10 protein-coding genes are annotated in these 14,632 nt (G+C 68.4%); 7 read left to right on the top strand and 3 right to left on the bottom strand.

Translation table 11 applies throughout. The annotated features are described in order from the left end of the window. The 7 genes from PLZ73_08270 to PLZ73_08240 form a co-directional block, all read left to right on the top strand. The coding region (locus PLZ73_08270) for a hypothetical protein (protein HOO77868.1) at positions 1-203 on the top strand (203 nt) is incomplete at its 5' end. A 72-nt stretch (positions 204-275) separates the two neighbouring features. Beyond that, positions 276-1,244, top strand: coding sequence for a Wzz/FepE/Etk N-terminal domain-containing protein (locus PLZ73_08265; protein ID HOO77867.1), 969 nt, complete (start codon positions 276-278; stop codon positions 1,242-1,244). A 44-nt stretch (positions 1,245-1,288) separates the two neighbouring features. After that, complete coding sequence (locus tag PLZ73_08260; protein HOO77866.1) at positions 1,289-2,734, top strand: glycosyltransferase; 1,446 nt, start codon at positions 1,289-1,291, stop codon at positions 2,732-2,734. An 896-nt stretch (positions 2,735-3,630) separates the two neighbouring features. Next, entirely contained in the window at positions 3,631-4,356 is a 726-nt protein-coding gene (locus PLZ73_08255) for a class I SAM-dependent methyltransferase (protein HOO77865.1), read from the top strand. Continuing rightward, complete coding sequence (locus PLZ73_08250) at positions 4,353-5,876, top strand: glycosyltransferase family 39 protein (protein HOO77864.1); 1,524 nt, start codon at positions 4,353-4,355, stop codon at positions 5,874-5,876. Before PLZ73_08255 ends, PLZ73_08250 begins: the two co-directional genes overlap by 4 nt. A 60-nt stretch (positions 5,877-5,936) precedes the next feature. Continuing rightward, a complete protein-coding gene (locus PLZ73_08245; protein ID HOO77863.1) occupies positions 5,937-7,688 on the top strand; it encodes a tetratricopeptide repeat protein in 1,752 nt (583 codons plus the stop codon). Between the two features lie 59 nt (positions 7,689-7,747). Further along, positions 7,748-9,367 carry a glycosyltransferase family 39 protein gene (locus PLZ73_08240; GenBank protein ID HOO77862.1) on the top strand — a complete coding sequence of 540 codons (1,620 nt, stop codon included), beginning with the start codon at positions 7,748-7,750 and terminating at the stop codon, positions 9,365-9,367. 13 nt (positions 9,368-9,380) lie between these two features. Here PLZ73_08240 and PLZ73_08235 read toward each other — a convergent pair whose 3' ends face one another. The 3 genes from PLZ73_08235 to PLZ73_08225 are packed head-to-tail and all read right to left on the bottom strand — an operon-like array spanning position 9,381 to position 14,582. Next, entirely contained in the window at positions 9,381-11,750 is a 2,370-nt protein-coding gene (locus PLZ73_08235; GenBank protein HOO77861.1) for a sulfatase, read from the bottom strand. Continuing rightward, positions 11,740-13,806, bottom strand: coding sequence for a tetratricopeptide repeat protein (locus tag PLZ73_08230; protein HOO77860.1), 2,067 nt, complete (start codon positions 13,804-13,806; stop codon positions 11,740-11,742). Before PLZ73_08230 ends, PLZ73_08235 begins: the two co-directional genes overlap by 11 nt. After that, complete coding sequence (locus PLZ73_08225) at positions 13,803-14,582, bottom strand: class I SAM-dependent methyltransferase (GenBank protein ID HOO77859.1); 780 nt, start codon at positions 14,580-14,582, stop codon at positions 13,803-13,805. The genes PLZ73_08230 and PLZ73_08225 overlap by 4 nt, the downstream gene beginning before the upstream one ends. Positions 14,583-14,632: the final 50 nt, after the last annotated feature.

Genomic DNA, 14,632 nt, shown 5'->3' with positions numbered 1-14,632 from the left:
TCCGGCGGATGGACCCGCGGGCGCTGCTGCCGCTGGCGTTGACGCTGCTGGGCCACCTGATTTTCTACGGCCTGCTCTTTCACGGGGCGCCGCGCTACGGCTACCCCGCCGCCGTCCTGCTCTGCGCCCCGGCGGCCTTGGCGCCGGCGTTGGCGGCGGGGGAGAGCAAGGAGAAGCGCCCCCCAGGCGGCATTAGCGGTTGACCGGCCGCAGCCGGGGCCATATCCTCGTTTTCCGTGGCACGCGCCCGCGGGCGCTCAAGCGAGGGAAACATCATGAAGGAAAATTCGGCCGGTTTCGCCGTCTACTGGAACGTCATCCGTTCCCGCAGAGTCATGATCGTGGGAGCCGCCCTGGCGGCGGGAGCGCTGGCCCTGGTCGTCAGCCTGCTGATGCCCCCGGTCTACGAGTCTTCCCTGATCGTGGAGATCGGGGAGATCTTCATCCCCCCCGAGGAGAACATCAAGGTGGAGGCTCAGAGCATCGAGGAGCCCATGTCGGCGGTCCAGATCCTCTCCAGCCCGGCGTTCCTCTCCCGGGTCCGCGACGAGCTGGGGTTGAAAATGCCCCTGGAACAGATGGCCGACAATCTTTCGGTCGAACAGATCGTGGAGACCACGCGTTTCCAGCGCATGGAATCGCCCCTGGTCAAGATCACCTACGAAGGCGGGGACCCGGAGTTCAACGTCAAGGTGCTGGAGGCCCTGGCCGGTCAGCTGATCGCGGAGCATACCCTCGAATACGAAAGCAGCATCCGCATGCTCCGGGAGCGGATCGTCAGCCTGCGGGACAAGATCGCCGCAGCCGCGCGGCTGATCGAGCGGCAGGAGGAATACAAACAGGGGCTGGATAAATCCATCGCCCTGGTGGAGGAGGGAGTCGCCGACTACACCGGGCGCCTGGACGGGATCGACTTCGCCGCCACCGAGAGGACCGAGGCCCTCTTCCTCAAATCCACCCTCAACTCGATGAAGGAACAGATCATCGAGCTGCGCAAGGAAACCAACGAAGCCAACCTGGCGATCGGGGAAGCCGAGGAAAAAATACAGGACTACAAGGACCGGATCTCCAACCTGCAGAACCTGATCGACCTGACCAAAAACACCGTGATCCGGACCCGGGCGGTCGTGGCCGAGGAACCGGTGCGGCCCCTGGTCCTGGTCAACACCGTGGCGGCAGCGGCCCTGGTCCTGCTGCTGGCGGTCATGTTCGCGTTTTTCCAGGCGTGGGCCCGCCAGGAATGAGGGGACGCCCCGGCCCGGCCGTCCCGGCGGGAGGAGCGGAGAAGATGGAGGGGAGAATCCGCGAAGATGTTCATGCGTCGCGCCGGGAGTCCACCCGGCGGCTCTACGACCGGCTGGCGCCCAGCCGGGCCCGGTGGATCTCCCGCAACCGGTACTATTACCGCGAACTGGCGGGGCTGCTCGAATTCCTGATCGAACCGGGCCGGGACCTGCTCCAGATCGGGTGCGGAAACGGCTTTCTGCTCTCGCGCCTGGACTTCGCCTCGGCTCTGGGGATCGACTTCAGCCCGGGCATGATCGAGGAAGCCCGCCGGAACGTGCCCGAAGCCGAGTTCATGGTCGCGGACGTCGAGTTCCTCCCCCCCCTCAAGCGGGCCTTCGACTACATCCTCATGGTCAACGTCATCGGGGACATCGTCGACGTGCAGAAGGCCTTCGAGAACCTGCTCCCCCTCTGCCGCCCCTCGACGCGCCTGGTGGTGGTCTACTACAACCACCTCTGGGAACCGCTGGTCAAGCTGGCCGAGCGCCTGGGCATGAAAATCCGGCAGCCCAACCAGAACTGGCTTTCGCCGGCGGATATCTCCAACCTGCTCTACCTGGCCGGCTTCGAGCTGGTCCGCAAGGATACCGCCCTGCTGCTGCCGTTCGGCGTTCCCGGCCTCTCCTTCTTTCTCAACCGTTTCCTGGCCCGGCTGCCGTTGTTCAACCACCTCTGTTTCGTCAACGCCTTCATCGCCCGGCCGCTGCCGGCGGGCCTCGCCCGCACCGCCCGCTGCTCGGTGGTGGTGCCCTGCAAGGACGAGGTCGGCAACGTCGGCAACGTTCTGGAGCGGATCCCGGAGATGGGCGCCGGGACCGAAGTCGTCTTCGTCGACGACCGCTCCAGCGACGGGACCGCGGCCGAAGTGGAACGCCTCCGCGCCGCCCACCCCGACCGCAGGATCGTGCTGGTGTCGGGCCCCGGGCGCGGGAAGTTCGAAGCGGTCAAGGCGGGGTTCGCGGCGGCCGGCGGCGACGTCCTCATGATCCTAGACGCCGACGCCACGGTCATGCCCGAGGAGCTCCCCCTCTTCTTCAACGCCCTGGTCACGGGGAAGGGGGAGTTCGTCAACGGCTGCCGCCTGGTCTACGAGATGGAAAAGGGGGCGATGCGCCTGCTCAACATCGTGGGGAACAAGCTCTTCGGGCTGGCCTTCAGCTACCTGCTTTCCCAGAGGATCAAGGACACCCTCTGCGGGACCAAGGTTTTCTTCCGGGAGGATTACCTGAGGATGAAACGGTACTTCGGGTTCTTCGGGTACGACAGCTGGGGCGACTTCAACCTTCTTTTCTCCGCCTGCAAACTGGGAATGAAGATCGTCGACCTGCCCATCCATTACGTCGAGCGCGTCAGCGGCGAGACCAAGATGAAACGCCGGTTCTCCCACGGGTGGACCATGCTCCGGATGTGCCTGGTGGCCCTGAAGCGCTTCAAGTTCCGGCTGTAGAGGGGAGGGGGGGGAGGGTTCAGGGTTCGGGGTTCAGGGGAGAGAAGCAGAGGGCATAGAGCATGGAGCATAGCTTTCATCCCTCTTCATGAACTTCATGTCCTTCATGGTAGAGAAAGCATAGGGCATAGGGCATGGAGCATAAGAGGGAAAGAATTCAGAATACAGAATTCAGTATTCAGGAGCCCCCTACCTTGCCCCCTTAATGTAAAATCCTCTTGTGCCTCTTGTGCCTCTTGTGCCTTTTGTGGCTAACCCTCTTCCCTTCATGAACTTCATGTCCTTCATGGTAAAACTAAGATTACGCAGATGGGGAAAGAGTCCACAGATTTCACGGATTAGGAAACTCAAATTACACAGATGGGGAAAGAGCAGAGAAAAAGCAGGGATTTTGCACCTGATTACTCTGATTAACTCTGATGGGGGAAAGTTTGAATTGGGGGGCCGTCCTGAACTCCGAGCCCCGAACCCTGAACCCTGAACCCTGAACCCTGAACCCTGAACCCTGAACCTTCACTCTCCCCCTTCATGTCCTTCATGGTAAAATTCCAGTTTCGAACCCCGAACCCTTTTCCCCTACATGTCCTACATGTGATGAGAAGCATAGAGCATGGAGCATAGAGGCCCCCACCTCTCCCCCTTCTCTTCCTCTTCATGCCCTTCATGGTAAAACTAAGATTGTGCAGATGGGGAAAGGGAGAACCACAGACCTGCCTGCGGCAGGCAGGTTTCACAGATGAGGGAAGAAAATTTCGCAGATTGGGGGAGGGTCATGGCTTCCACTGTCCGCCGGACGGCATCTTTACCCGGCCTTCACCCCCTAAAACTCTCTGTGCTCTCTGTGTCCTCTGTGGTTAATCTTTTTTTTGTATGGCTACGTAGTGAGTAAACCGCCGGTGACGAACGAACGGCAACATTTCGATCGCCTCTTCCGGGAGACGGGGCACACCTGGTGGGGGAGAACGACCCCGGCCGGGCGCCGCCGCGACGAAAAGAAGATGGCTCTCTTCCGGGAACTGATCCGCCCCCGCCCCGGGGAGACGCTGCTGGAAGTCGGCTGCGGTTCGGGCGAATTCACCACCCGCCTGCGGGGACTGGGACTGGAGGTCCGGGCCTTCGACCTGACCGCCCCCTGCGTGGCCCACGCCGCGCTCGATCTCGCCGGCGACCCCGGATTCGGATTCTGCGTGGCCGATATCGGGAAAATCCCCTTTCGGACGGGCGCGTTCGACATCTGTTTCGGGGTCTCCATCCTCCACCACGTCCCGGTGGCGCCGGCGTTCGCCGAGATCGCCCGGGTGCTGCGCCCGGGGGGCCGGTTCTTCTTTTCCGAGCCCAACCTTCTCAACCCCCAGATCCTGATCGAGAAGAAGATCCCCTGGGTCAAGGCGCGCCTGGAGGGGACCCCGGACGAGACCGCGTTCCTCCGCGGCCGCCTCGGCCGCCGTCTCAACGCCATCCCCGGGGTAAAGGCCCGGGTCCGCAACATCGATTTTCTCCATCCCGCCCTTCCCGCCCGCTGGGTCGACCGCGCGGCGCGGGCCAGCGACGTCCTGGAGAAGGTTCCGCTCCTTCGCGAAATTTCCGGGTCCCTGGCGATCTGGGGGACGATCGGGGAATGACCGGCATCCGGCACAGAACCGCGGCGGCCGTGCTGCTGGGGGGGGTCGTCGTCGCCGGCGCCCTGCTGCGCCTGGACGGGTTCGGGCGCGACCTCCCCTTCGCCTACAACCCCGACGAGACCGCCAACCTCCGCCCGGTCCTGGACTATCTCCTGCGCGGCGATCTCAATCCGCACCGGTTCTACCACCCCGGTTCGCCCCTGATGTACCTGGCCGCGGCGGGTCTGGAAGGCTACCGCCGGCTCGCGGGCGGACCCGGCCGCGAGGCCTTCATCGCTTCCTTCGACTGTGACCCGGCCCCCTTCTGGCTCCTGGCCCGCGGCGTCAGCCTCCTGGCGGGCCTGGGGGCGATCGCGGCCGTTTTCGGCATCGCCCGCGGTTTTTCCGGCGTCCGCGCCGGCCTGGCGGCCGCGCTCTTTTTCGCCCTGGCGCCGATGCCGGTCAAGTACAGCCGCGTCTTCCGGACCGATTCCCTGGGAGTCCTCCTGGTTCTCCTGGCCGTCTTCGCTTCCTTGGCGCTGCTCCGGCGCTCCCGGGGCTGGGGCGCGGCCGCCGGAGTCCTGGCGGGCCTGGCGGCGGCGACCAAATACACCTCCGCCGCCGTTCTTCCGGCGGCCCTGGCCGCGGCCCTTCTCCGGGAAACGACCGCCCTTGGCCGGAGCCGGCTGCCGGCTGCCGCTGCCGTCCTGGCCGGTTTTTTCGCCGGATTCTTCCTGGGCGCTCCTTACGTCGTACTCGATTGGAGTTCGGCGGCGGCGGCGTTCCGGGTGCAGTCTTCCAGCTACTACCTCCAGTATCCCCCGGTCTCGGCGGCGCGGGCGGCCGCTCTCTACCTAGGAGAGACCGTTCCCTACGGCGCGGGCGGCCTGGCGGTGGCCGCGGCGGCCCTGGCGGGGGCGGTCGCGGCCTGGCGACGCTCGCGCCGCCGCCTGACCGTGCTCCTGGTCTTTCCCGTCCTGTATCTTCTCGCCCTCGTCCCCGCCGCCCTGCGCAACCCCCGCTACATGGTCTACGTCGTCCCCTTCGTCGCCGTTCTGGCCGGGGTCGGGACGGCGCGGGCGGGGGAGATCCTGGGCCGCAGCCGCGGCGGGACCGCCGCCGTCACCGTTTTGCTGACGGCCTTGGTCGGGATCTTTCCCCTCGCCCAGACGCTCCGCGACCGGACGCAGACCGTCGGGGAGGACGCCCGGACCGCGGCGCGGCGCTACCTGGAGGAGACGGTACCCCCGGGGGAGGGGATCGCCTACGAGTTCGGCTGTCCGCCGCTCGACCAGCTCGACCGCGGCCGCTGGCGGCTGCTCGACATGAAGTGCAACCGCATCGTCTGGAGGCCCCTGGAGTTCTACGAACGCCGGGGGTTCCGCTACCTGATCGTCAACGGGTTCTACAAGCCCATGGTTCTGGAGAGGCCGGAGCGTTGGCCGGAGGCGGCCCGCCGCTACCGGGAGCTGGAGCGTCGCCCCCGGGTAGCTTCCTTCGAATCCGGCCAGAATCGGATCGATGTCTACCGCATATTTTAAATTCGGCTCGCGTTCGCCCTCCCCGCCTCGGCCCCGTCCCGGGCCGAACAGGAGGCTCTGGTGAAGAAGAAGGAGCGGTGGGGACGCTTGCTGCTGGTGCTGCTGGGCCTGGTCCTGGGAGCGGTGCTGATCGAGCTGGGGATGCGGGCCGCCGGCCTGGTCGCGGTCCGGCTCCAGGAACGGGAAAACCGGGAATCCCTGGCCGGCCGGGAATCGTTCGTCATCCTCTGCCTGGGCGAATCGACCACGGCCCTGGGCGGAGAGGATTCCTACCCGCGCCAACTGGAAAAGATCCTCGACCGGGAGTTGGAGGGAAGGCGGGTGGCCGTGGTCAACAAGGGGGTGCCGGGGACGAACACGGCCATGATTCTTGCCGAGCTGGAGGAGAACCTCGACCGCTACCGCCCCGACCTGGTGGTGGCCATGATGGGGATCAACGACGGGCGCGGGGACGTGTTCTGCCCGGTTCCCGGGGAGGAAAGCGGATTTTTTTCCGATCTCAGGATCGTCAAGCTCGGCCGTTGGCTCCGGTGCCGGATGTTCGGCGCGCCCCCGGCCGGTCCCGGGAATCCGGCGGGGGGGCGGCGCCCGCGCAACTGGGAGAAATACGCCGCCCGGTGCGCCCGGATGGGCCGCTCCGCGGAAGCGGCCGCCGCCTACGCCCGGGTGCTGGAAACGAATCCCGGCGACCCCGGGATCCTGGCCGAGCGGGGGGCAGCGCTGGCGGCGGCGGGGGACCGGGCCGGCGCGGCCCGGTCTTTCCGGGCGGCGGCGGCCCGCGCTTCCGACCCGGTTTCGGTTCTGCTCCGGGCGGCGGAGGCCGCGGACAAGAGCGGGTACCCCGGAGCGGCGGAACGCCTCCTCGACCGGGCGCTGGCTTCGGCGCCGGACTCGGCCCCGGCCTGGTTCCAAAAAGATTTTTTCCTGATCGGGCGGGGCCGGTGGCGGGAAGCGGCAGAGGTTCGAGAGCGGGGGGTGGAGCTCGACCCCGCCGGGGGGTACGACCATCTGCTGGCCGCGGCCGATGAGCTGGGGCTGCGCCGGCTCTACGGGCTGAAACGGGCGGCCCTGGAACGGGCGGCGGCTCTCGACCCCGGTCGTCCCGACGCCTTCCTGGTTCTGGCTGAGGGGCTCCGGCGCAACCGCGATCTCGGCGGCGCCGAGGAGCTGGTCGGGCGGGCGCTGGCGGTCGATCCCGCCTGCCCCCGGGCCTGGAAGGAGATGGGGAGGATCCGCCAACTCCAGGGGAAGCCGGAAGAAGCCTTGCGCTGCTACCGGACGGCCTTCGAGGCCGATCCCTTCTCCAGCCTTCACGCCTATGTTTTCGCCCTCCTCGCCCGCGGCAGCGGAGACGAAGCGGTGGCGGTCCTGGAGGAGGTGCGCCGCCGCTATCCCGCCAACCCGGCGGTGCTGAGGCTGCTGGCGGCCTGCCACACCGCCCTCGGCGACGAAGAAGAAGCTCGGGCCTGTTCCTCCCTGGCCCTGGAGAGCCGTTCCGGCGGCCTCAACGCTGCCATGGTCCGGAACTACCGCCGGCTCCGCGAGATCGTGCGCGGCCGAGGAATCCCCCTGATCTGCATGCAGTACCCCATGCGCCCGCTCTCCCGGCTCGAAGCCGCCGTGGGCGGGGCCGCTCCCGGGGTGGTCTTCGTGGACAACGAAGCCTCGTTCCGGGAAGGAATGGCCCGCCACGGGTTCGAGTATTATTTCTGGGACCAGTTCGGGGGCAACTTCGGCCACGCCACGGCGGAGGGGAACCGGATGCTGGCGGAGAACGCCGCCCGGGCGATCCTTCCCCTGATCGCCCCCTGAGCGCCCTTCCCCGGGGAAAAATATGGCGCGGGCCCGACGGGGGCGATAGATTACCTCTCATGCGCCGGCGAACGATAACTCCGACGGAGGCTTCCCCGGTTTCCGGCGTCTCCCCCGGGCGCGCGGCCCGGCGCGACGGAGTTGCCCCCCCCCGGCGGTGGGGCCTGATCGCCGTGGCGCTGCTCGCTTTCGGGTTCATGCTCTGGAAGGTCGACGTCGACCTCCCCTTCGTCTACAACCTGGACGAACTCTATTTCACCGTTCCCCCCCTGGAACATTTCATGCGGGGTGATTTCAACCCCCACGCCTTCTACCATCCGGGGACGCCGTTCATGTACGCCGTCTGGCTTCCCCTCTACGCCGATTATCGGATCGGCGCCTGGACCGGGCGCTACGCCGACCGGGCGGAGTTCATCGCCGTCCACCGGAGAAACCCCACCTTTCCGATCGTGGCCGGCCGGACCCTTTCCTCGATCTTCGGGGCGGTGTCCCTGTTCGCCCTCTACGGGATCTACCGGTCCCTGTACGGCCCGGCCGGGGCCCTGGCCGCGGCCGTCTTCCTGGCCGTCTTCCCCATGTTCGCCCAGCAGTGCCGACTGGCCCGGACCGACGCCATGGCCCTGGCCCTGGTCCTGGGGACGATCTACTGCGCCCTGCGCTCCCGCCGCGCCGGCCCGGCCTGGGGTGCGGCGGCCCTGTTCCTGGCGGGTCTGGCCACGGCGACGAAATACGTCGCCCTGGCCGCCGCCGTTCCCGCCTTCCTCGCCTGGATCTGGAGCGTCTCCGCCGCGCCCCGACGCCTTCCCCTCTACCTGCTGGCCCCGGTGCTCTTCGCCGCGGGGATGTTCGCCGGTTCGCCCTATCTCTTTCTCGACGTCGGGACGGCGGCGCGGGACTTCGCGGAACAGAGCAGCTTCGTGACCGCGGGCTATCCGGGGCTGGTCGTCCCCGCCAAGATCGGCTGGTATTTCGGCCGGGTTCTCCCCACCGCCTGCGGGGGGGCGGCCGTTCCCCTCCTGGCCGTCGCCGGCCTGGGGGCGCTCTCCCGGAAGCGCCGGCGCGAGACCGTCCTCCTCCTCCTCTTTCCCCTCCTCTACGTCCTGGGGATTCTTTCCCACTCGCTCCGCTTCCCCCGCTACATGTTTTACCTGCTGCCGTTCGCCGCGCTGCTGGCGGCCCGCTTCCTGGAGAAGCTGGCCGAGATCCTCTTCCGCCGCCGACCGGCCCGCGCCCGTTTCTTTTTCTGGGCGGCGACGGCGGCGGTCGCGGCGCTCCCGGCGGCCCGATCGCTGAGGACCGCCCTGGAGCTGAACGAGCCCGACGCGCGCACCACGGCCCGGGAGTGGATCGAAGAGAACGTCCCCGCCGGGTCGTGCATCGCCTACGAGGCTTTCTGCCCGCCGCTGCACCAGCTGGACGGGGGGAGATACCGGCTCCTCGACACCTCCTGGAACCGGATCGTCTCCAAGCCGCTGGAGTATTATTCGCGCCGCGGCTGCGGCTACCTGGTCCTGAGCCGCGACCAGCGCCGGGCGATCGAGCGCAATTCCCGGCGCTGGCCCCACGCCCGGGAGCGCTACTCCCGGATCGACCGGGAGGGCGAGCTGATCGCGAGCCCGAGCGGCCGGCTGGGCCGGGTCGTCGACATCTACCGGCTCCCGCCTCCGCCGGAACATTGAGGCGGGGCGGATCCTACTGGAGATAGCCGAGCGCCTGCAGCCGGCGGTCGGTTTCCGGGTCCCGGCGCGAGACGGCTTCGGTTTTCGCCGGCGCCCCCCCGCGGATGCTTTCCCGGATCATGCGGTTGGCCCGGGCCAGGTCGCGCAGCACGCTCTCGGCCCGCGCCGCACCGCCTCCGTCGGCGCCCGGCGCCGGCGCGTCGCCGGGCCAGGCCAGCGTGCGGATCGTCCGCCGCTCCTCATCGCCGGCGCCGAGCCGCCGGGAGAAGATATAGTGCCGCCCGCCCGTCACCACCGAACCCAGGGGATCGTCGGGGACCCGGCCGCCCAGCCCGCTGACTTCTTCCGAGATCGCCGGGCGCCGGGCCCAGCGCTCCTTCTCGGCGGCGTCTCCGTCGATCAGGGAAAGGAGCGAATCCCCCTGCATGACCAGGGGGGCCGAGGCCACCCGCGCCAGTTCCAGGACGGTGGGCATGACGTCCAGGAGCTGGACGGGGGTTTCGACCTCGATCTTTTCCCGCCAGCGCGCGGGGTAGAACAAGAGCAGGGGCACGTGGATGACGGGCGCCAGGCCCGGAGGGTGGTGCCCCCAGCGGCCCCGTTCGCCCAGGAACTCGCCGTGGTCGGCCAGGCAGACGATCAGGGTGTCGTTCCAGAGCCCCCTGGTTTTGAGCATCTCCGTGAAAACGCCGAACCAGTAGTCGTTGTCGGCGACCTCGCCGTCGTAGCGGAGGTTCCGGCCCTCCCGGGAGGGCGCGACCACGCCGGGGGGGTCGAGGACGAGACCGGGGCGGTTTCCGGCGACGGGGGTCCGCGGGCCGGTGTACTCCCGCCAAGCGGCGTCGAACGGAGGGGGCGGATTATAGGGGCCGTGGGGGTCGAGAAGGTGGAGGTAGAGGAAGAAGTTGGAGTCGGCGTGGCGGTCGAGCCAGCTTTCCAAGGCTGCCCCGAAGAGGTCCCGGGGGCGGGAGAAGACCCGCTCGGAATCGTAGAACTCGCAGTACCCCTGGTCGAGGCCCGCCGCGGTGCCGGCGGCGACGTTCTGGACGAAGGCTCCGGTGGCGAAACCCTGCTCGCGCATGATCTCGGCCAGGGTGAGGTATTCCGGGGGGAGCCGGTCCCGGAAGGTGAGGACCCCGGTGGCGTTGGGGTAGAGGGAGGTCATGAGGGAAGGGCAGGAGGGCCGGGTCATGGTCGCCTGGGAGACGGCGGAGGCGAAGACGACCCCGCCGCCGGCCAGCAGTTCCGATTTTCGCGGGGAAGTCGGGGTCCCGTAGCCGTAGCAGCCGAGCCGGTCGGCGCGGAGGGCGTCTTCCAGGAAGATGACGACGTTGAACCGGCTCCGGGGGGCCGCGGCGACGGCGGGGTTGGCCCAGACGGCGACGCCGGGGGCGTCCCCCGAGGTCTCCAGGGCCAGCGTGACGGTTTTCCCCCGCCACCGGCCCAGGGAAAGGGGGGGGATCTCCGTCCATCCCCCGCCGCCCTCGACGCGCAGCGAACGGACGGTTTCCCCGTCGACCAGAACCCTGAACTCGGCCGCCGCCTCCCCGCCGAAGAGGAATCCGGCCGCCCCCCGGAAAGAGCACTCTTCCTCCGGAAGCCGCAGGTCCCAGGCAAGCGAAGCCGCCGCCGGGGTCCAGATCGCCGGCCGGGAAACGCCGCCCGCGGCGACGCGCCCGCTCCCCACCGCCCGGCGCCGGTAGCGTTCGCGCCCGTCGAGCAGACGGATGTAATCGATTTCGACCCGGTCCCCGCAACGGTTGGCGGGGGCGAAAAAGAGGGTGCGGATGCGGTCCTCGGCCCCGGCCCTGGTCTTGAGGACCTTGTCCAGGGCGATCCGGTAGACGTGGAACCCTTCTTCCGATTCCAGGGGGACCGCCGTCACCCCCAGCTCCTCGTCGACCCAGGCCTTTCCGGTCTGAGTGGACCAGCCCAGGCGGAGTTCTTTTCCCAGAGCGGTTTTCATCCGGATTTCGACTTCGGCCAGGAGGTCCCGGGGCAGATCGAGGTCGCCTTCGGTGACCAGGTAGCCGTGCCCGGCGGAAACGAATCCGAGGCGGCCGCCTTCGACCCCGGCCTCGAGGCCGCGGTGCGCCAGGGCCGGCTCGTCCGCCCCCTCGAACTCGAAGGCGGGCAGGGCGGAGCGCCCGGCCACCCCGGTAGCGGGGTCGTAACTGATCCGCGCTGTCGCCAGACGGTCGTCGCAGCGGAAACAGAATCCGTTCCGGGAGTTGCCTCCCAGCTTATCCAGAACCGCCCGCTGGGAGTACCCCCGCAGTTTGTCGGCCGTGGCCGCGGGGCGCCCGGCCCGGGGCTCGGGGGCGCCCCGGGAACAGCCGGCCGCCAGCGCCGCCAGGACCAGCCAGCCGGCGTCAATCCGCATAACCCATCCTCCGCAGGGCCGCTTCCGCTTTTTCGGGCAGCCCCCACTTCCCCTGATCGCGGGCGAACCGGAATTCGCGGGCGGCCTCGGCCGGCTTTCCTTCCCGTTCCAGGAGCAGGCCCAGGACGAAGCGGGCGTACGGCCACTCCGGCGTCCGCTCCAGGCTGGAATCGATCCAGCGACGGGCTTCCTCCAGGTTCCCCGCCTCCAACTCCGCCCTCCCCAGGCCCAGGTAGCCCCCGGTCCACTCCGGATCGAGGCGGACCACTTCCGCGAAAGCCTCCCGGGCGCCGGCCCCGTCGCCCGCCTCCACCAGCGCCTCCCCCAGGGCGTTCCAGGCCCAGACGTGGTCGGGGTCGACGGCCAGGACCGCCCGCACCGTTTCGGCCTGTTCCTCCGGGGCGAGAGGCGCGCACCTCCGGTAGAGCCGGGCGTCGGTGCCGTCGGGGAGCGGGAAGACCCCCATGAGTTCGTGGCGGGCGGCGAAGGCGGGGGGCGGCGCGGCTACCAGTTCCGCGGCCGGGGCCACGTATTCCAGGCGTTCCAGGTCGTCCCGGGTCGTTTCCCCGTCCTTGCTGACGATGTAGTCGGCGTCGAGGAGAAACCGGAAGTTGAAGCCGCGGAAAGGGCTCCCGGGACCGTCGAACTTGTAGTCGAGGCCTCTCCCGGCGGCGGCGGCGGCGAAGGTTTCCGGAAAGAAGTTCTTCAGGTAGGGAACGACCATCACCTTGACGTTCCTTCCGGACGCGTTGCGTTCGACGGCGGCGAGAATTTCCTCCACCCGCCAGTCTCCGGCCCGCTCCGGCGGCTTGTCCCAGTAGAACATCGATTCGTAAAACCGTTCGTCGGTCAGTTCCCCCCGCAGCCAGGCGGGCGCGGGGGCGAGGCGGATGCCCCAGCTGCTCCAGAGGAAACCCGCGACCTGGCCGGCGGCCAGGAGGCCGATCGCGGCCCGGCGCCAGCTCCGCCGGGGGATACGGACGATCCCGACCGCCGTGACCAGGGCCAGGGCCGGCAGCAGGGCGGAAGCGTACCGGGGCAGTTTCGCCTCGAACCAGGAGACGGCGAGGTAGCCCCCCAGGATCCAGACCAGGAGGGGCAGGTAGCGGACCCGGAAACGGGCCAAAAGGACCGCCAGGGCCGCCAGGAAGGCTCCGCTCAGGAACCAGCCGATCAAACCCCGGACGGCTTCCAGGTACCAGGTCCAGAAAGGGAGGCTCCAGCGGGAAGCGACCGGGGTCCAATATCCGGTGATCTCCCCGTAATCGAAGACCACCCGCAGCTCGCGGCCGTGGACGAGGTAGTAGGGGAGCCCCAGGATCAGAACCAGGCCCGCGCAGGCGAGCAGATGGCTCCGCCGGGAGGTCGGTTCCAGGAAGGAGCGCACGCGGCCGAGACCGCCCCGGCGCAGGCGCGCGAACTCCCGGAGCCAGACGGCCCCGGCCAAAGGGCCGACGACGGCCAGGAAATAAAAGGCGTAAAACTGCTTGATCAGGACCCCCGCCCCCCCGACGAGCCCCAGGAGCGCCGAGTCTCCCCGCCTCCGGAAAAAGCCGCTGCGCAGCAGGATGAAAAAGGTGAGGGCGAACCAGGCGGCGATGCCGATTTCGCTCCAGTATTTCCGGGAGTAGTCGTTGAAGAAGGGATAGAAGGAGACCGTCCACGCCGCCAGCAGGCCGGCTTTTCTCCCCTCCAGCCGCGTTCCCGTCAGGTAGACCGCGGCCAAAAGCAGGGCGAAGTAGAAGCCGTTGCTCAGGCAGGCGCGGTCGTAGCCGGGCGAGGAGACCGCGTAGACGGCCACGGCCGGCAGGGCGAAGAGGGGGAGTCGGTGGAGGGGACGGGCGAAGAGGATTTCCCGGACCGTCTCCGGGCCGGGGGAGGCCAGAGCGCGGTAGATGGCATAGCTCTTGCTCAGATACTGGGGCTCGTCTCCCTTGGGGTAGGATTGGTCCCGCTCGATCCAGAGGAAGTTGAACCCGACGTGGGCGGCGATCAGGAGCAGGAGAAGGCCCCACGCTCCGGCCCGCCGCGCCCGTTCCGTCACGGGAAAGATCACCTCGCTTTCTCCAGGACGAGGAAGGCCGCCGACGGTCTCCCCGTTTCCCGCCAATCCGCCTTGGGGCCGGAGATGAAGAGCCGCCGCCCCAGCCCCTGAACCGGGCCGGGAACGGAGGCGAACCGGTTCACCGCCGCCCCGGGCGCCCGGGTCCCGAGAAACGCCAGCTCGACCAGCTTCAGTCCCGAGGGCGCGGCCAGCCGTTCCTCCAGGTCGCGCTCGGAGTAGACCCGCTGATAGAAGACCCGCCCGTGCGCGCCCGGCTCCGCCCCCCGGTAACAGCCGGACCAGTAGAAATCGTCCCGCCGGTACTGGATCTCCCCCCGGGGGGAGAAGGGGACGGTGACCGCGCCCCGGCCGCCGGGGAGAAGAATCCGGCCCAGTTCGCGCATGCATTCGCGGTCGCCGTCTCCGGGAATGTGTTCGACCACGGAGATGCTGAAGAACTTGTGAAAGCGCTCCGTCAGGGGAAGGCGGCGCCCGTCGAGCAGGAGAAAAGGGAGACGGTTTTCGGGAACGTTCCGGACGCGCCGGTAACGGCGCAACCGCCGGAGAAAATAGCCGCTGAGGTCGGCGGCCCAGACTTCCGCCCGCAGGCGGTCGGCGGCGTAGAGCGAGAAAAGCTTGGGGCTGCCCAGGTCGAAGACCCGCTCGCCCGGTTCGATCTTCAGGCGGTCGCGGACGAAGCGGAAGGCGGCGTGTCTCCAGCAGTTGACCGGGTGGACCAGCGTTTTCAGGTTGCCGGCCGCCAGGTCGCCCCCCGCCAACGATCTCAACGCAGTTGTGGTACCGTAGACGCCAAGCATGATCTCTCGAAAGCCGCCCC

The sequence above is a fragment of the bacterium genome, assembly GCA_035380285.1.
Lineage (GTDB): Bacteria > Auribacterota > Erginobacteria > Erginobacterales > DAOSXE01 > DAOSXE01.
Note: the sequence above shows the minus strand (reverse complement) of the source record. Positions and strands in the feature narration are given on the sequence as shown.